Source organism: Gemella sp. 20925_1_85, from assembly GCF_041433735.1.
GTDB lineage: Bacteria > Bacillota > Bacilli > Staphylococcales > Gemellaceae > Gemella.
This window is the reverse complement of sequence record NZ_JAPWCC010000003.1, coordinates 100,413-120,068: the sequence shown is the minus strand read 5'-3', so window position 1 is coordinate 120,068 and position 19,656 is coordinate 100,413. Positions and strand designations below refer to the sequence as shown.

Sequence of the window (19,656 nt, the reverse complement as noted above, 5' to 3'; positions counted from 1 at the left end):
TCAAATCGATATTTTACTATATTTCACTATTATTATATCAAAGCACAAAAAAAAGACAAGCCTAAGCTCATCTTTTTCACTCTTATTCTTATTTTTCGTCTACTACGTATGGTAAAAGTGCCATGTGTCTAGCTCTTTTAATTGCTGTAGTTAACATTCTTTGGTACTTAGCTGAAGTACCTGTTACACGACGTGGTAAGATTTTTCCACGTTCAGAAATGAATTTTTTAAGTAATTCTACATCTTTGTAGTCGATAAATTCTACGTTATTTTTAGTGAAATAACATACTTTTTTACGACGACGCATGTTGTTACGACGATTGTTAGTTACTGCCATTGTGCATGTCCTCCTATGTAATTTTAGTCTTCTTTAAACGGATTTACTACATCCTGCATGAAGTCATCATCTAGATTACTTGGGAAGTTTTCCCCAAAATCAGAGAATGATGAACTGTCATTAATAAAATCTTGCATAGCTGAATTAGCTTGTCCAAAGTTTTGATTAGTATTGTTGTTATAATAATTTTGATTATTGTTATTATACGCTGGTTGTGATTGAGGTTGATTAAAACTCATTGAGTCAAAACCATTGTTTTGTCTACTATGTGAGCTGTTTTTAGATTCAAGGAATTGAACAGTTTCTGCTACTACTTCAGTAACATACACTGTGTTTCCATCTTTACCTTGATAATTTCTCGTTTGTATTCTACCTTCAACAGAAATCAGACTTCCACGTCCTAAGAAACGTGCCATATTTTCTGCTTGCTTTCTAAAAGCTACACAGTTAATAAAATCTGCTTGTCTTTGACCATTTTGGTCAGTGAATGTTCTGTTTACAGCTACTGAGAAATAAAGCATTGGAATATTCGAACTAGAATATCTCAATTCTGGATCTTTAGTTAATCTACCTACTAATACTACACGATTTACCATAGTATTTCACCCCTTATTTTTCTAATCTTACTACCATGTGACGGATGATGTCATCGCTAATTTTTGCTAAACGATCGAATTCTTTTGTAGACGCATCTGTTGCTGAAGTTAATTCTACTACATAGTAGTAAGCATCACTGAAGTCTTCGATTTCATAAGCAAGGCGTTTTTTACCTAAATCTTTAACTTCTACTGCTTCTGCACCTTCTGAAAGAATATTTACGAATCTATCAACCACAGCTTTTTTAGCTTCTTCATCGATACGTGGTTGAACAGCAAACATTACTTCATATTTTCTCATGTGTGTGTTACCTCCTTTTGGTCTTTGCGACTCTCTAATCTACTAGAGAGTAAGGAGTAATAAAATTACTCTAGCGACTATTATATCAAGTATAAAAATAAAAATCAACTAATAACTATATTTTTCGGGATTTTTTTTTGAATAATTTTTTCAAATCTTCTTCATTATTTAATTACTAAAAAAATATTCTATTAACTACTTAATACACCCCTACTAAGCAAGAAAAATAAGTATCCCATTAGAAAACTCTAAGGGGATACTTGGAAATTACTCTTTCACTTTAAATGAATACATCAAAACTATAATTAATAATAGTAATAAACTATATAATGCAAATGATGCACTAATAGCGTTAGCGAAAAATAATATTACTGTTGTTCCTATTGGTACTGAAATAGTAATAACAGTACTAAAAATACTATATATTGATGTTTGTTTTTCCTCAGGCACTGATTGTAAAATCAATGCATCTAGCTTTGGATTCGATATTCCTGCAAAATAACCTATTATTACAGTTAAAATAACAAGTATAAATTTATTTTGGAGTATCAATAGATTTCCTACGTACATAATGAATAAAATTATTTCTAATATAGCATTATTTCTTAAACTCATATTTTTATAAAAACTAATTTGGTAAACTCCTCCGGCAATTGTACTAACTACTTCCACAATTTCTAATAAAGTGATAGTGTATGCTACATTCCCAAATAGTAAGGTCTCATTTTTTACTAAAATTACTAGAAGTAAAGCGAACATTGCAGATGAGTAAAAGTTCATCCCTAAGAATAGTAAAACAAAGTTATAAATTTTCTTTATCTCACGGAGTATTTTAAAGTTTTCAATAGTATCTTTTAAAAATCTTTTAGTACTTACCTTCTCTTTATTATTAATTTTAAAACTGCCAATCTCTGCTTTCATCACATTTTTATATTTTGCCAGTATTAAAAATGCTATCAAGAATAGTGCTGCATTTAACATACCAAAGTATAAGTAATTGTAACTTAAAAGTCCTAAAACGAATACCCCAACAGCCTTTCCACCAAGCGAGATTGTATTGTTTATAGAACTAATAAATGCTAATGCTTCACTTAGTTGTTCTTTACGTACTAATCTAGTATTAATCGACATTGATAAATAGCCATTATAACCACCTAGAATATCTGCAACTACATTTACAAATACTAATACAATAAAAATCCACCATTGGACTCCATAAATACACACCAAGGCGAATAATAAAAATAATAAAAACTGATAAAATCTTGTCGATAATATTCTATTGTACTTATCTTTTGTCTGATCTGCGAAATATCCTAAGATAAATGAAATAATATAAGGCAATGTCGTAGCTATCGAAACTATACTCACAGCTAATTCTGGATTCGGTAAACTTGTCGCATAAATAATAAACGCAATATCAAATAACGTCCTACCAGCATTCCCAAATGCCGATGAAATAGTGAATAACCTATAGAGTTTATTTTTCAAGAAAATATTCATCGAATACCACCTCCTATATTATTTTATATTTTACAATCAAACTGTAAAGTTTTCAATAACCAAAATATACTCAATATATTCCCCACAGTACAAAATAAAAAAGAGCAACTAAATGAAATTCTATTCCCATGAACTCAAATTCGTCTTAGTTACTCTTTAATCTATTATATTTTATATTCTATCCCTCGTGAAATATTCATACATATCTTCACGAATTGGTGTCTGTATTTTATAAAAGAACTGAATTACAGTATCTCCGCTTCTTTCTCTAGCTACTAATTTAGGCTCTCCTGTCGTCTTCATCTCACCTAGGAAATAAAATATTCGTGCTCCATCTTTATCATCTTTATTTTTCCTCATAAATAGATAGATTTTTGTTTCATTATTATAGAAATAGTCGCACTCTTTCGATTCTAAATTTCTTCTCGGCTTCGACATCGAAGTAAAACCATTATCTGGTAAAAATCCATGCGTATAATCACGGTTAAATGAATTTTCATCAATATCATAATTAATAAACACTGGTAAAGTCTTTGTTCTTTCATCATACTTATAACCACCTATAGCAAGTGGCACGTAGTTTATGCCCCATGAGAATAACTTACAAATATCTTCGAAACTATATTTCTCATACAATACAAAATTAGTGTCTTTGTATAAATTATCTTTGTAATATTTATTGTATCTGTAAATTCCATAGTCTACCAAATCTTGTAATAATTCCCTAAAAATCTCTGATTGCAACTGTTCTTCGAATTCTTTAGACATTCTTATTTCAGTAACATTCTCATCTAAAAATATACAATCATGAAACTTCTTCTTAGTGACACTACTAGTTACGAAATTGTTAGTAAGTATCTTTCTACTAACATCCAACTCATAATCTGCGATAAATTTATTATAGTCTCTTAGCATAATTTCTTCAAAAGTTGTAAGAATATTACGCTTCTTACCATCTAATAACAAACGTAGAATTATAAGTTCTTCTATCTTTTTACTCAAGATTAAATTAGTAGAGACGAAGTTCAACATATTCTCTGCGGTCTTTGTCAGTTTTCCACTATATTCAAACTGTTTTTCCTTCTTTGTTAAAAATGAATAATAACTTCCAGCTACTTCGAAAATCTTTCTAACATCTATAGCATCATAGTTCTCAAAGTCTGAATACGTAGGTATTCTTCCTAGTTTATTTCTTAGTTTATTATATTCATCAGTAACGAATAACCACGTGTTTAACTTCACATTGTCTATCGCACTATAAATTCTCTGTTTAGAGATTTCATCAAAATGAATAGTCGACATCCCCGGAATATACCTAGTCCCCTGAGATAAAAACTTCCTAACAGTATCTTTATCATAACTATTGTCTCCAGATAGAGCCACAGGGATTAAAAAGTTATTTTTATAATTGGCTATAAAATCTATTATTACCACAAAATCTTTATTCGCAGATTTTCGCAAACCACGACCCAACTGCTGAATAAAAATAATAGAACTTTGAGTGGGTCTTAACATTATTACCTGATTAACCTCTGGTATATCTACCCCTTCATTGAAAATATCTACGGTAAATATATAGTCTAACATATCACCATCATTCGCAACTAACTTAGAAATCTCATGTTCACGTCGTTCTTGACTATCTTCCCCTGTTAAACTAGTAGTATTGTACCCACGTGTGTTAAATTCTTCACTCAGTACCTTAGCTTCTTGTTTTGACGAACAGAAAACTAGCCCCTTTATCCTATCTCCTGAATAGCCATAATAATTAATTTTACTTATAATATGCTCAACACGTTCATTAGACACTAGATTTGAAAACTCGCTCAGTTCGTCAATAACCTTACCATCAACTTCTAGATCACTAATCCCGAAATAATGAAACGGACATAATAATGAATTTTCCATTGCTTCTTTTAAACGAACTTCATAAACGATATTATTGTTAAATAATTCATAAATATTAAAACTATCGGTTCTATCAGGGCTTGCCGTCATCCCTAGATAAAATGTCGGTTTGAAATAATCCATCAATCTAAGATAACTGTCAGCCCCTGCCCTATGTACCTCATCTATTATAATTTCATCAAAATGACTATCGTTAAAACTCTTAAAAATATCTTCTTTAGACATAGTTTGAACTGTAGAAAAAATGAAATCTGCTTCTATATTTTTCTCTTTACCTGTAAGTAGACCATAGCTACGGCTAGTTCCAAAAATAGTCTTGAATGTCTCCAACGCCTGACGAGCAATTTGTTCTCTATGGACTATAAACAACAATCTCTTGGCGCCTATACTCTTCATCGCAAAAGCAGCCGCAAACGTCTTACCAGTTCCTGTCGCAGAAATAAGAAGACCCTTGTTATCTTGATTACGAAGTTTTTCGAAATTTTCTATAAAACTCCTTTGCATCTTATTCGGTTTAATTTCCTCGAAAATAATTTTCTTAGTAACAGTCTCAATCTGATTACTAGCGAATTCTTCAACATACTTATCTTTTATTTCAGAGTAAGACTTGGATTTCTCCCATAAACTATTAAACTCATCTAAGATATTATCAGTTAGAATCCTATCTCCTTCAATAAAGGTATTCCATTCTTTATTTATCGTCAGTGCTGCACTCGTTAAGTTAGAACTTCCCATTAGCACTTTCCATGAATCGCCATATCTAAATAAATAACCTTTAGTGTGGAACCCGTGTTTATTTTCTACACAATCATAAATCTTTAGAGAGATATTTTTAAAATTAGACAATTTCTCTAATACTTTAGGAGTATTAAAATATAAATAATTCGTCGTTAAAATCTTTCCACGGATATTTTTTTCTTCCAAATTCTTCAAAGTCTGAAGCAAACTAGTCAAACCACTTTCTGAAATAAATGCCACGCTGAAAATAAATTCATCACACATTTCTAATTCACTCTCGAGCGTACTAAGAACTTTCTTCGCTTCTAAATGATTATTATAAACAAATGTATTCTTCATTTTAACCTCCTTTTATTAGATTAGCCATTAATTATTTCATAAGTTATTAATGCTTCTTTCATAACTTTTACATTATGAACACGTACCATTCTAGCTCCTCGTTTCACCGCTTCTAATGATAAAGCCGCACTTACTATATCTCTATCCTTCGGATTACTATTACCACCTAGCACATAATCTGTAGTTCTCTTTCTACTTACCGCATATAAAATTTCACAACCTAGTGAATTAAGTAATTCTAGTTTTCGTGTAATTTCTAAGTTAGCTTCTGCAGTTTTACCAAATCCCATTCCAGGATCGACGATTATGTTTTCTTTCTTCACACCTACATTTAGACAAATATCAACGCTCTCGCCTAATTCACGTACAACTTGTTCAATCTCTTGCCCTTCTTCTACACCACCATTGTGCATAATAAAGATAGGAATATCATGTTTAGCAGCGACATCAGCCATACTACTTCCTTTAGCACCATTTACGTCATTTAGTACATCTACTCCTACTTCAATCATGTATTCAGCTACATTAGGCTTATACGTATCAACGCTAAAGCACACATCAGGGAATGTTTTTCTTAATGTTGGAAATACACTTTGTAATCTAGCAAGTTCATCCTTCTCGCTAACTACAGTAGAACCTGGACGAGTCGATTCGGCACCGATATCAATAATATCCGCACCTTCAGCTACCATCTTATGAACACCTTCTATCGCAGCTTCCACATCATAAAAATCTCCACCATCCGAAAAAGAATCAGGAGTAAAGTTCAATATTCCCATAATTAAATATTTTTTTTCATTTAATAATTGTTTTAATTTATTCATTCTGTCACCTTATCGTTTTATTTTACATACCTTACTATTATATCATGTGAGTATGGTGTTTGCAGTAAAAAAAGATAAAAGCCCATCGCCAATTCGATGAGCTTTTATAATTAGTAATAAAGAACTGAAGTATTGTAAATATAAACCTAATTAATCTACAATATCTTCACTATATTTTAGTTTATCTTCCGCTACTTCTCTTACTTCTTTTTTCTCTTTTAGAATTTTATTATTTCTTAATGAATGCTCCGAAAAATTCTCAACTTGTTCCATTACTTTATTGAAAACTTCATTATCATATTTTGGTGGATATCCATTTTTAGCTAAACAGATTTTTATAGATAGTTGCAATTCATTTCTAACATTCTGATTATTTAACCAATCAGCAAAAGAAGATTTTGTATCTATTTCCTCTTTAATTTTCTTAGATAACTCTTTACATTTCTCATTAATTACTACACCCTCTATAACAACGTCCTTTCCATAATCGAAATTATATTTATCTCGCATGGCTATTAAAATATCGTAAAATGCTTTTTCCTCAAAAGTTAATCCTAATTTTCTGAAACTTTCTCGACTCTTCTTCATTTTCTCTAATATTTCTAAAGCCTGTTTTGTAGGCATTGTTATAATATCTTGAGACGTCAATTCCTGAATCTCTCCTACCTCTTCTTCTCCATTTTCTAATATACTTTCTACTTCATTATATTTTAAAACTTCCTCGATCATTTTTGACACATCTCTATTCATAGAATCTGCATCTATATCACTTGTACCACTCATCTTACGAACAAATCCTGCTATAGCCATAAAACACCGAACTAAAGCCATATCTTTTTCATTTAATTCTCCAGATGGTTGACAAATATCATAAGCTGCTTTCATTCTTTTTACTGTCTTCAAAAAATATGTTTTAAACAATACCCCCCTTATCTTTCCACTAGATTCAATATTTAATTTTTCTAGAGATGAGAATACATATTCAGCTGCTGAAGCTAATAATGTATACCTTTCTATCGGATTATACTCAGCACTTATGAACGGTGACAAATCATAATTAGAAAACAATCTCTTCAAAATTTCTAGTTCTTCTATAAATGCACCCTTAGCCTGATAAACATCGTCCTTTGTAGGTGCAATAGATGTGTCTCCACCATAAGTTTTTAGGGCTTCTCTCATATTTTTTCGTATTCCTATATAATCTATAATTAATCCATATTCTTTATCTGGATATTTTCTATTAACTCTACTTATAGTTTGGATTAAAAGATGTTTCTTTAAAGGTTTGTCATTATATAGGTATGTTAGTGTAGGAACATCAAATCCAGTTATCCACATATTTACAACGATAACTACTCTGAAATTTGACTTATCATGCTTAAATATAATATCTAGTTCTTCAGAACGACTATCATTTTTTCCTCCCCCCAGATAATTATACATTTCTTCACGGTCGATTTTCCCTACACTTGCCACAATAGCAATAGTCGGCATTGGTTTTATTTTTTTCAATTCCTCAGATGTTACTTCTATCCCCTCTGGAACTTTTTTCTTTTCAAACCATGTAGGATACAATTGTTCAAATTTCTTCAGTAAGTTAAATGCAATTTCTCTATTAGAACAAACTACCATTGCTTTTTGAATTCTGTCTGGATTATTTTCACAAGAAGAAGTATAATGCTCATAAATATCTTTGGCTAATCTTTCTAAACGAGAATCTTCTCCTAAAATGATTTCCATTGAACTCATAGCTCGTTTACTAGCTTCAATATCTTCTTTTGTAGCACCCTCTTCAGCACATTTTTCATAATAAGATTCTATTTGTTTTACTTTATTTTCATCTAACAATACTTTTGCTATTCTAGGGTGATATTTAATTGGCACTGTTAAACCATCAGCTACCGCCTGATCCATCGTATATCTAAAAATCTTATATTTTATATTATGAAGAATCTAGCTAAAACATTATCTTTTAAAGATATATCTGAATTAAGTAATGTATCAGTATCTACAGTAGTATCATGAAGAGAAGTATTAGGAATTAAGACTCATTCAAACTTACCAAAGCAACTATGTTTCGATGAAATAAAATCTACTAAAAATAGTAAAAATGGAATAAGCCTCGTATTCTTAGGTGCTAAAATACATGATTTTATAGATATAGTAGATGGAAGAACACAACATATATTAAAACAATACTTTATGAGATATCCAAGAAAAGTAAGAAAGAAAGTTAAAACGATCTGTATAGATATTTACCCTCCTTATATGAATATGATTAGAGAGATGTTTCCTAACGCTGAAATAATAATAGACAGATTCCATATGGTTCAAAATATTAATAGAGAATTAAACAAAGCTAGAGTAAAACTAATGAATCAATATAAAAATAAAAAAGGCTCTACTTACACTATTCTAAAGAATTTTTGGAAAGTAATATTAGAAGATAGAGACAAAGTGAATTCAACAAAAACATTCTATTCTAGAAGCTTTAAACGCTATGTAACTAGAAAAGAAGTATTAGATTATATATTAGCTATAGATGCTGAATTTACAGCTAGCTATGAGAGAGTACATGAGATAAGAGAAGCTATTAAGACTAAAGATTCTGCAGAATTAGAGAAGTATATAGATATGGATACTAGAGGATTATCTAGAGGTGTATCTAAAGCTATAAATACTATGAAAAAGCACAAAGAGTATATGCTTAACGCTGTAAAATATGAGTATTCTAATGGTCCATTAGAAGGAGTTAATAATAAAATAAAACTACTAAAGAGAGTATGTTATGGATATTCTAGCTTTAGTAATTTCAGATTACACATTTTAATTATGTCTAGATTATTTGTTTCTGAGTATAAAAATAATATCAAACTTAAAGAAAATAAGAAAAAATCTAAGTAGTAAAATGCTGCCTAGATTTCTAGAGTGAATTTTTCCCATGCCCCGAACTTGACAAAGAGCCAGAATAAAAAAGGAGGACTTCTACACTTTGGCGTAAAAAGTCCTCTTTTAGAAATGTATTCTTTTTCTATTATATTATTTAATAACGCATAAAAATTTTCCTAAACAAAATATCTTACTTTCACACGATAAAAGAAATTCACATACACTTATATTTTCTATTATCATATCATGATATTTCATATTTTTATCTCCTTACATCTTTAAATCTCCTTTATTTTGATTTTTCAAATATGAGTATCTCTATGGATATTTACAAATATATAACATTGTCAGCTATCGAATTTAAAAATTCTTGGTCATGTGAAACAATAAATATTATTTTCTTATCACTTTTACATTCGTTGATTAGATGGGATATGTTCATCATATTGCAATAATCCATTCCACTGGTAGGTTCATCAAAAAACATAAGTTTAGATTTTTTACATAGTACAGATGCAATTGCTACCCTTTGCTTTTGTCCACCTGACAAGCTCATTGGATGACGATCTTTTGATTCATATAAATCAAGTTTTTTCAGAATATTTTCAACATAACTACTTTCAATATTTTTTATTCCAAGACTTACTTCACTTGCAATAGAATCGGTAAAAAGCTGATAATTAACATCCTGCATTACAAGGGATGATATTTTTAGCCTATCTGATTTTGAAAGTCTTTTGCCGTCCAAATAGATTTCATCCTTCGATTTTCTTTCTAAGCCTATAAGGCATCTGAGCAAAGTGGATTTACCAAGTCCGTTTGTTCCTACTATGCCGTAAATTTTTCCCATTTCAAAAGAGAGGTCTTTTAAATGCAATTTTTTATCTATGCCATTAAACTTAAATTCAATGTTTTTCACTTCTAAATTTCCCTTATTTTGATTTTCGGGTACTGTAAGTTTTACTCTATTCTTATTTCTTAAACCTAACTTCTTTAGCTTTTCAGACGGTATTTTCATAAAATCTATTTGAGTATATTCCTTTTGTATTTCCCCATCTTTAATCAAAAAAACTCTATCTACAATATCCATTAGATAAAATATTCTATGTTCTGAGATTATAAGAGTTTTCCCCTTATCTTTAAGTTTTATAAGCATTTCTTTTATGATTAGAATGTTTTCTTCATCAAGATTTGATGAAGGCTCATCTAAAACAATGATTTCCGTTCCAGATATATAACTTGCAGCAATACATAAAATCTGCTTTTCTCCACCCGAAAGCTTAAAAATATCTCTATTTAAAAGATGTTTTATCGGAAACAAATCCAACATATCATTTAGTCTTTCATCCATTTGTTTTTTTGAAAGCCCTATATTCTCCAAATAGAAAAGTAATTCAAGAGTAGTATTTATATTGAAAAAGTGTGTCTTTGGATTTTGAAATACATTTGATACTAAGAGCGATATTTCGTATAATTCGAGGTTTTTAATATCTTTATTATCAATCCTGATGGTTCCACCCATAGAAGCTCCATCATATCGTACAGCTAACCCATTGATAGAATTTATAATTGAAGATTTTCCGCTACCACTTTTCCCAGTAAATAATACACATTCACCTTTTTTTACATCTAAAGAAATGTTTTTTAACACTTTAGGAGAATTTCCATAAGATAGAGATAAATTTTCAATTTCTACCATAAAGCTCCTCCTATAACCATAATCAATATTGAAAGCACATAAACAAAATCAACTATTTTCGTTTTGACGGATATGTACCTTGTCTTTTTAACAGGATTTTCAATACATTTTGTTTCTGCTGCCTTTGCAATATCATCAGAAATATTAGAAGATATAACAAGTAAAGGCACAATTACATACTCGATGTATAAAATTGGATTTTTAAATGTAATACCTCTTATTTTCATAGCAAGTTTTATATTGTGACTTTCTTCCCTAAATGAAGGAAAAAACCTAAACATTACAGCAATTGGTATAGAAACAGTACGAGGCAAATTCATTTTATCCATTGAGGATATTACACTTCCTACATCCGATGTTTTTAAAAAAAAACTTCCCGCACTAAATGGAAGATAAAACATCTTACATACAGCAAATAGCATAAAAAACATCATTAAAATCGCATTCATATTTCTAATTACATCAAGATTAGGTATCAAAGAAAGAACCCCAAAAAATGATATGTTTTTTAAGGCTTCTTTCTTAAATCCATTCACTAAAAAAAGAAATGAAATAAGAAGCACAATTCCCCATTCAAAATAGGTATTTACTTTATAAAATACAGCAAATCCAAGTGAAAAACTTACTAAAATTTTACTAATTGGATTGGGATTATATGGATTGTCTAAAGAAACGGGCATTATACAATACCCGCTTTTTCGAAATGCTTTTTCAAAAAGACTTTACCGATATATGCGCCGAGTATCCCGCCGACAACAGCACCGATATATACCAATACCATACTGCGATAATTCAAAAGTGCTATGAGCTTCATTATATAATCGTGACCCATACCGCCTGTTTCAGCCAGTTTAATAACCTTGTCTTTAGCCAACAAAACTTGCATAAGGAAACCACAAATCCAAGTGTTGAATACGGCAAATGAGAGCATATTAAATTTAAATGATTTATATTCTCCTTTTTTTCTTAAAAGTTCCGCAATTGCCATACTGATTACAGCATGTATCAATATTACATATGTATTTCCCATTGCAATTACTACAAGACTACAAATCAACCCAAGTATAAATAATCCCCATGATTTTTGAACTTTTGTCATAAAGAGCATTATAACTATTCCTGTTATAATGCCTGCCAGTGTAGGGTATGCCAAGTATAAAATCGGTACAATACCAATCATTCCCGAAGCAAACATAAGTACAAAATATATTACTGTAAATACACCTATCGTAACTAAATCTTTAATTCTTAATTTTTCCATTTTTATATTTTCCTCCTAAATAAGTTTTCACTGAATATTTGATTTTCTAAGCATTGCTTTATAAAATTCCGAGCTTTTACAAAGTTCTTCATCTGTCCCTATCGCTTCTATTTTTCCGGCATTTAATAAAACGATTTTGTTTGCATTTCTTATTGTTCTTAATCTATGAGCAATAACAATTGCCGTTTTTTCTTTTATAAGTTCAGATAAAGCCTCTTGAATTAGACTTTCATTTTCAACATCCAGAGATGCTGTAGCCTCATCAAGCAATATGATTGGTGCGTCTTTTAGTATTGCCCTTGCTATTGAGATTCTTTGTCTTTCTCCGCCTGAAAGTCTTTGTCCGTTTTCACCTATTACTGTATCTATTCCATCCGGCATTTTGTCTATAAATTCATAACATCTTGCTATTTTAGCCGCTCTTATAATCTCTTCATCTGTAGCATCTTTTTTACCGATTTTTATATTATCTTTTATGCTTGAATTAAAAAGAATAACATCTTGGAAAACGATAGAGAAATTTTTAAAGAGTGTTTCCGGATCAATTTTACCGATGTCCTCTCCTCCTATCAAAATCTTTCCTTTATCTATATCCCAAAATCTTGCAGCAAGCTTGGTGAGAGTTGTTTTTCCGCTTCCACTTGAACCGATTAGTGCAGTGATTTCACCCTGCTTTGCAGTAAAGCTCACACCATTTATTACAGAATAATCATCATATCCGAAATAAACATCCTTGAACTCAATATCGTAATTTTTAATGTCAATATCTTTTTTTCCTTCTTGAACAGGCATGGTCTTTATTTCCTTTATTCTCCCTACAACCGCATCAAGCATAACTATCATTGACATAAAGGTGATTATTCCTTCTATAGGAAGATAAATACTTGCTGTAAGCATTAAGAATGCGATATAAACCAGCACACTTACCTCCCCTGCCATAAGCATGTTGACGCCGATAACGGCAACACTTATAATTCCAAGCTTTAAAATTGCAGTAGCTATTCCTGTAAGTGTTCCGGCAACAACTTCACCTTTCGTCTTCTGTTTTGTGGATGCATTTAATTTTTCAAAAAAATCATTTAACATCCTATCTTCTAAGTTGTAAGATTTTATTTGCTCTATCTGCTCTATATTTTCCTGTAGATTATCAAAAACCTTACGATTATCATCTATCCAGCCTTGTACTATTTTTTTCTGACTTTTCTTTGATAAAAATATAATCAAAATAGAAATTGGAATTACCCAAAGGGCTGCAAGTGCAAGTTTCCAATTATAGAAGATAAGCATTAAAGCAATAATACTTGTGGATATAGCCGTTGAATATATATGAGGTACAGCATGAGAAAAAATTGTTTCATATAAGTTCATGTCATTCATCATGGTTTCCGCAAGGTCTGCCAAATCTCTTTTACCAAAATAAGAAAGAGGTAATTTCTTTAACCTTTCCGCTAACTCAATTCTTGAATTTGCACTCTCGTTGTACACATTGGTGTAAAGTCTTACATAATCCCACCTCGCTATTAAGAACATCACAATCATCATTACTACAATTAGTGCAATGTAATGAACAGAAGTAAAATTGTAGCTCTCAATACTTTTTAAAATGCCTATATACTGAAACAGAAATATAAAAGCGATCATTGGTGCGAACAATTTAGTTAAATTAACAAGCGTGTGTGAAAATATGGCTTTTTTTAAGTTAAGAGCGCCTTTTTCTGACATCGCATATTTTTTCATAAAATAAGAAACCATATGTTTAACCTCCTATCTTCCAATTTACGGATTTTTGATATTCTTCCCAAAGTTTTTTGTAATGCCCATTCATACCTATTAAATCTGAATGCTTGCCTTCTTCTACAATTTTCCCCCTATCAATAACAAGAATTTTATCCGCATCTACTACTGTAGATAATCTATGAGCAATCATCAATGTTGTCTTGCTTTTTGATAGTTTCTTAAAAGACTCTTGAATCAAATGTTCATTTTCAGGATCTGCAAAGGCTGTAGCTTCATCTAAAATGATAATATCTGCATCTTTCAGAAAAGCTCTCGCTATAGAAATCCTTTGAGCTTCTCCTCCTGAAAAATATGTGCCTTTAGTTCCGTAAACAGTATCAAGTCCTTTATCTAAATTTTTAATAATATCTTTAGACCCTGAATTGATTAAGGCATTGTCAATTTCTTCATTAGTTGCATCAGGCTTTCCGATTAAAAGATTATCTCTTAAACTCATTTTAAATAGTTTAGAGTTTTGAAAAACAAAAGCAATTTTTCTCATTAAACCCTCTTTTTCAAAATCTTTTATATTAATTCCTCCAATATAAATTTCACCTGTTTTAATATCGTAAAATCGTGCAGCAAGCCTTGCTATAGTAGTTTTACCACTGCCTGATGATCCGACTAAAGCAACTCGTTCTCCTTTATTCACCTTAAATGAAATATCGTCTAATACATTTTCATCTTCATAAGAAAAGCTTACATTTTTAAACTCTATCCCAACATCAGAACTTGTTTTATTTCCATAAACAAAATCATCAAACTCAAGTATATTTTCAATTTTATCTAAAGCAAGTTCCGCAAAATAACTGAATTGTGTAATCGTCGCAGTTCTCATAATAAAAGTAGCAAATGCCGGTCCTATTAGGAAGTAAATAACAGAATCTGCAACTACATTAGATAAGTTTCCATTAAATTTTATTAAGAGTAATGCCACAGGTACCAAGAAAAATGCCGTCGATGTAGAAACGGTTTCAAACCACGACATTTTATTCGTATAACTCATAGTAAGCTTAAGTACATTGTCTTTTATTTTTATGATTAACGAATATAACTTATCAAAGCTCTCAACACTTTGTGCAAATGTTTTAACAACAGGAATTCCTCGAACATATTCCACTGTCTGAGAAGATAAATTGGAAAGTCCTGCATAATACTCATCTTTCATTTTTTTTGTTTCGGCTGTCATCATAGATGACATCAATGTCATACCGATAATCATCGGTATCATACTGGCAAGTCCTAACTTCCAGTTAAACACGAAGAAAAATACAAGCAGAACGATTGGCGATATAATGGTCATCGCCATATCAGGAAGTTGATGCGCTAAAAAAGAATGGGTTTCAGACGCTCCGGACACAATTACATTTCTTATCCTTCCACTTTCTTTGTCATCGAAATACCCAAGCGGTTTGTTTATTAGTTTTGTTACGGAAGTCTTAATAATGTTATCTTCCACTTCAAATGCAAAAATATGGGATAAAATTAAACCTATTAGGTATATGAATAGCCCCAGACCGGCAAAGACTGCTGCATAAATTGAATTTTCCTTTACATAATCAAAATTCACCATCCCATTTAAAATTAAGTTATTTACAATTCTATGAATATATACCATAGGCATCAAAACCATGACACCTGATATAGCAGACATAACCATAGCAATATAGAGTAAAAAACTTTTTTTACCACCGTAAGGCATTAGTCTTTTCAGTATTGATTTCTTCTTATTGTTCACTGAACAACTCCTCCTTTTTCTTAAAATTAGCAAACCCTATAAATAGCCTTTTTAGACTGATTTTAGAGGCTTGTTTTCAAACTTTTTTGCAATACGCATAGTTTTTTCTTGTTTTTATCTGTTATTTATTATATAATAAATAAGGATTTCAATCAATTAGATATGGCTAACTAAGTCTATTCGGGATAATGTCTATTCGGGATAAAATATAAAGCACGGAGGTATAATATGAGTGATTTTTATAACTTTGTTAAAAACTTTTTTTCAACAGACGAATCTATCGATAATACAAAATACTCCACTGTAGGACATGAATTCCGTTTTAGCACGGATAATACAGAAGGCATATATTGGTTTTACGAGGGCGATAATTTCACTATTGATATTTATGATGTTTTCATAAAAGAAGAAATTATCCATACAAGTCTTTCTGGTTTGGATAATTTCTATTCCTTTTATTCATCTTATTTAGTTACAGCAAACGGTGAATGTTTTAATCCTTATCAAAATCTTTCTTCAAATTCACTTTATATTATAAATACAAAAAATTCTAAAGACTATAGGTTTATACTTCACAAAAACTCTCCTTATTTAGGAATCGGTATAAATTTCAATCAGTCCATGATAGAGCAATGCCTGTCCTCTTATAAGAATAAAGTCTGTAACTATGAAGATTTATTTTTAAATGCCAGCACTATAATAAACAAACCTTTGGAAAGAATCGCAAAAGATATCCTTAATTGCAAGATGGAATCTCCTGCTGCTGAAATCTTTTTTGAGTCAAAGGCAAAGGAATGGTTAAGTATTACAATAGACTCTTTTTTAAATAAGTACACCAATCCACTATCTATTGCCGATGATGAGGCTTTGAAAAATGTCGCCAATTATATAGACGATCATTATGCAACATCTATCTCACAAGATACTTTGGAAAAAATATCCACTATGAGCGGCACAAAACTAAAAAAATTATTTAAGCAAAAATATCAATGTACAATTACAGAATATACTCAAAGACGGCGAATGAATATGGCGGAATTACTCCTACTGAACTCTACCCTTAAAATTCAGGATATAGCAGAGGCTGTAGGATATTCCTCTCACAGTAAATTTAGTACATACTTCAAAAAATATAAGGGATTTTATCCCAAAGACATAAAAAAATATGCGAAAAATAATCTTTCTGATTAAATACATAAAGAAGCCTAATTGAGGGCTTCTTTTGTATTTAACTCTTTATACTCACTTAAAGGTATCCCAACTCTTTTCAAAACCTTTATTTTCTCCCGTTTCTTCTGCTCTCTCCTTTTTCTTATATTTATCCTCATACTCTTTCTGTTTTCCGCTTGCTTTTCGTTTCAGGTAATTTTGGTGTAGCTTGTCTTTTCTTTCTTCGATTTTTCTTTCTTCTTCCTCAAGTTTTTGTTTTTCCTCTTCGCTTAACTCCGCCTGTGGCAGTTCATAATTACCTATGAAATTAAAGTAAATTGCTATCTTTTGCTTTGATGTCTGACTTCCTTTTCTGTCTCTTTCATGTACGATAATTTTTTCTACAAACTCATTTATCATTGTAGTTGTAAGTTCATCAAAGTTTTCATAACGACTGATAAGAGATATAAATTTTCTTGCTCTGTCTATTTCTTTTTTATATCTTGATATCTGATGCTCCAAATCCTTAATTTCTTTACTTAAAGTTACCTGCTCCGTTTCATATTGATTATTAAGGATTTCATAGCGATTATTCGGTATTTTATTCAGGATCATATCTTCGTAAATTCTGCACATAAGTCGTTCAAGTTCCTGAAGTCTGTTTTGGCTTTCCGTTAATCTTATCTTTTTCTTTTCTATCTCTATTTTTTCCTTTTCTTTCATTTCATTTTGAATGGAACGGATAAAGTCTTTATTATCTTCATCAAGGTATTTTTTAATATCTTTTAGTGTTTCCCTAATATGGTTTAAGACCGCTTCTGCTTTTATTCTGTGTGCTGATGGGCAAAGTGTGTCGCAAGGGGTTTTGGTATAGGCACTACAAGTGTAATATGGAATATTCTTATAGTTACTTGTTCTATGAACATACATCTTGCTCCCACAATCTGCACAATACATTAGTCCTGTGAGTGGGGGATATTCTCCCCAACCGTCAGGATACCTTTTTACATTTCCTCTTATCCTTTGCACATTGTCAAAGCTTTCTTAGTCTATGATTGGTTCATGCGTGTTTTTAAAAATAAGCCAGTTATCTTCCGATACATATTTACTTTTCTTGTCCTTGAAATGCTTTCTTGTCTTGAAATTGACTGTATGCCCCAAGTATTCTTGTTTCTTTAAAATGCTTGCTATGGTTGAGCTGCACCAACGATAGGAATGTTCAAAGTTTTTGCTTTGATATAGCCCATATCCTAATTTCTGTTGATGATAGGCGGGTATATCTACTTTTTCACTCTCCAATACCTTTGCTATTCGATACGGACCATTACCTTGCATGATCATATTAAATATTCGTCTTACTACTTCGGCTGCTTTTTCATCTACTATCCATTTGTTTTTATCTCTTTCATCTTTGATATAGCCATAAAGCGGTGTGCTTGCAGTATGTTTCCCACTTTCACCTTTTGACCTAAAAGTCGATTGGATTTTTCTTGATGCATCTCTTGCATACCATTCATTCATGATATTTCTAAAGGGAGTAAAATCATCTTCTCTGTAGAAACTATCTACATTGTCATTGATGGCGATTAGTCTTACGCCCTTTTGTCTTAGTATCTCCATACATTGATCGACTTTGAGATAATCTCTGCCAAGTCTGCTTATATCTTTTACAATGATACAACCAATATTTCCTTGATTGACTCCGTTCATCATTGCCATAAATCCCGGACAATCAAACTGTGTTCCGCTAATTCCGTCATCGGTAAAATGAATAATGTTCTCCAAATGATTTTTCTTTGCGTATTCTTCCAAGATTTTCTTCTGATTGACAATCGAATTGCTCTCGCCTTGTAGTTCATCGTCTCGGCTTAACCTTTCATACAAGGCGGTTATTTTCTCGTAGTTTTTCACGATACCCTCCTTTCGCCGGGATTCTTAATACCAAGTATAGGAATAGGTATAGTGATACCATTCTTCATTTTTCAGCCTTACACAAACAACTCCTTTTTCCAACCATACCTTTACAATGCTGATTCCATCTTTGTAATCATTACCGACTGCATTTTTATGGAGTTCATTAGTTTTGAATAGGATTTCTTTTTGTCTGTCATTTAGTTTTTCCAAGCCTTTTATCATAAATCACTCCTTTCAAACAATAAAAAAAGAATTAAGCAAAACATCTTTCACTCAAATAGTGATGAAGTGTTCTTCTTAATTCTATAACTCCAGCAGCAAGTTTGTACTTTTTATATTACTTAACTGCAAAATGTGTAGTCTCTTTCTTTTCCAAAGCTTCAAACAGTCTATCAATGGGATTCATATATGTTTCATCATCTTCCCTGACTTCTGAAGCATCTATCATATCCAGTAGTGTCGCAAAGTTCTTTTCTTCTCTTGGAGCTTCATAGAAGATATATCCAATAAGAGCTGTATAGTAGAGTTTTTCGGCTTTGACCCAAAAATCCTCACCTGCTTTTCCCCCTTCATCCTTAGTTTTTGCAATAATTGTCTGCACTAATTTGAGTATATCTTTTTCACTTCTAAGGTAATATATTTTTCTAATCATGAAGTACAAAAAGAAGCAACCCTAAAATCTTA

17 protein-coding genes and 1 pseudogene are annotated in these 19,656 nt (G+C 31.2%); 2 read left to right on the top strand and 16 right to left on the bottom strand.

Going from position 1 to position 19,656, the window contains the following annotated elements:
* Positions 1–88: 88 nt before the first annotated feature.
* The 7 genes from rpsR to O3884_RS01955 all read right to left on the bottom strand — a co-directional run bounded on the left by rpsR (position 89) and on the right by O3884_RS01955 (position 8,460).
* Positions 89–337, bottom strand: coding sequence for a 30S ribosomal protein S18 (rpsR, locus tag O3884_RS01985; RefSeq protein WP_003144201.1), 249 nt, complete (start codon positions 335–337; stop codon positions 89–91).
* Positions 338–360: 23 nt separating this feature from the next.
* On the bottom strand, positions 361–933 hold the full coding sequence (locus O3884_RS01980) for a single-stranded DNA-binding protein (protein ID WP_003144376.1): 573 nt from the start codon (positions 931–933) through the stop codon (positions 361–363).
* Between the two features lie 13 nt (positions 934–946).
* Positions 947–1,234 (bottom strand): 30S ribosomal protein S6, encoded by a 288-nt coding sequence (rpsF, locus tag O3884_RS01975; RefSeq protein WP_003144346.1) that lies wholly within the window; start codon positions 1,232–1,234, stop codon positions 947–949.
* Positions 1,235–1,501: 267 nt separating this feature from the next.
* The gene (locus O3884_RS01970; RefSeq protein ID WP_371451300.1) at positions 1,502–2,737 is read right to left on the bottom strand and encodes an MFS transporter; all 1,236 of its coding nucleotides are present in this window, start codon (positions 2,735–2,737) and stop codon (positions 1,502–1,504) included.
* A gap of 171 nt (positions 2,738–2,908) precedes the next feature.
* A complete protein-coding gene (locus O3884_RS01965) occupies positions 2,909–5,722 on the bottom strand; it encodes a DEAD/DEAH box helicase (RefSeq protein WP_371451299.1) in 2,814 nt (937 codons plus the stop codon).
* A 20-nt stretch (positions 5,723–5,742) separates the two neighbouring features.
* A complete protein-coding gene (folP, locus tag O3884_RS01960; protein WP_371451298.1) occupies positions 5,743–6,546 on the bottom strand; it encodes a dihydropteroate synthase in 804 nt (267 codons plus the stop codon).
* Between the two features lie 150 nt (positions 6,547–6,696).
* Complete coding sequence (locus O3884_RS01955; RefSeq protein ID WP_102170422.1) at positions 6,697–8,460, bottom strand: type I restriction enzyme endonuclease domain-containing protein; 1,764 nt, start codon at positions 8,458–8,460, stop codon at positions 6,697–6,699.
* Positions 8,461–8,463: 3 nt separating this feature from the next.
* Here O3884_RS01955 and O3884_RS01950 point away from each other — a divergent pair.
* A pseudogene (locus O3884_RS01950) lies at positions 8,464–9,450 on the top strand (ISL3 family transposase); the annotation flags it as partial.
* A gap of 313 nt (positions 9,451–9,763) precedes the next feature.
* On the opposite strand, the gene O3884_RS01945 reads toward O3884_RS01950, so the two are convergent.
* Genes O3884_RS01945 through O3884_RS01925 form a run of 5 tightly spaced genes read right to left on the bottom strand, consistent with a single transcriptional unit; the run spans position 9,764 to position 15,909 of the window.
* On the bottom strand, positions 9,764–11,134 hold the full coding sequence (locus O3884_RS01945; RefSeq protein ID WP_102170420.1) for an ABC transporter ATP-binding protein: 1,371 nt from the start codon (positions 11,132–11,134) through the stop codon (positions 9,764–9,766).
* Entirely contained in the window at positions 11,128–11,814 is a 687-nt protein-coding gene (locus tag O3884_RS01940; protein ID WP_048802194.1) for an energy-coupling factor transporter transmembrane component T, read from the bottom strand. Before O3884_RS01940 ends, O3884_RS01945 begins: the two co-directional genes overlap by 7 nt.
* Entirely contained in the window at positions 11,814–12,395 is a 582-nt protein-coding gene (locus O3884_RS01935) for an MptD family putative ECF transporter S component (RefSeq protein ID WP_483299434.1), read from the bottom strand. Before O3884_RS01935 ends, O3884_RS01940 begins: the two co-directional genes overlap by 1 nt.
* 27 nt (positions 12,396–12,422) lie before the next feature.
* Positions 12,423–14,147 (bottom strand): ABC transporter ATP-binding protein, encoded by a 1,725-nt coding sequence (locus O3884_RS01930; protein WP_048802196.1) that lies wholly within the window; start codon positions 14,145–14,147, stop codon positions 12,423–12,425.
* Between the two features lie 4 nt (positions 14,148–14,151).
* Positions 14,152–15,909, bottom strand: a complete 1,758-nt coding sequence (locus tag O3884_RS01925) for an ABC transporter ATP-binding protein (RefSeq protein WP_371451297.1) — start codon at positions 15,907–15,909, stop codon at positions 14,152–14,154.
* 228 nt (positions 15,910–16,137) lie between these two features.
* On the opposite strand from O3884_RS01925, the gene O3884_RS01920 reads away from it, so the two are divergent.
* Positions 16,138–17,100 (top strand): AraC family transcriptional regulator, encoded by a 963-nt coding sequence (locus tag O3884_RS01920; protein ID WP_048802198.1) that lies wholly within the window; start codon positions 16,138–16,140, stop codon positions 17,098–17,100.
* Between the two features lie 51 nt (positions 17,101–17,151).
* On the opposite strand, the gene O3884_RS09035 is transcribed toward O3884_RS01920, so the two are convergent.
* The 4 genes from O3884_RS09035 to O3884_RS01905 form a co-directional block, all read right to left on the bottom strand.
* Positions 17,152–18,087 (bottom strand): DUF4368 domain-containing protein, encoded by a 936-nt coding sequence (locus tag O3884_RS09035; RefSeq protein ID WP_483299433.1) that lies wholly within the window; start codon positions 18,085–18,087, stop codon positions 17,152–17,154.
* Between the two features lie 15 nt (positions 18,088–18,102).
* A complete protein-coding gene (locus O3884_RS09030) occupies positions 18,103–18,969 on the bottom strand; it encodes a recombinase family protein (RefSeq protein WP_483299432.1) in 867 nt (288 codons plus the stop codon).
* Between the two features lie 24 nt (positions 18,970–18,993).
* Entirely contained in the window at positions 18,994–19,194 is a 201-nt protein-coding gene (locus O3884_RS01910) for a hypothetical protein (RefSeq protein ID WP_048802199.1), read from the bottom strand.
* A gap of 115 nt (positions 19,195–19,309) precedes the next feature.
* The gene (locus O3884_RS01905) at positions 19,310–19,633 is read right to left on the bottom strand and encodes a type IV secretory system conjugative DNA transfer family protein (RefSeq protein WP_483299431.1); all 324 of its coding nucleotides are present in this window, start codon (positions 19,631–19,633) and stop codon (positions 19,310–19,312) included.
* Positions 19,634–19,656 lie beyond the last annotated feature (23 nt).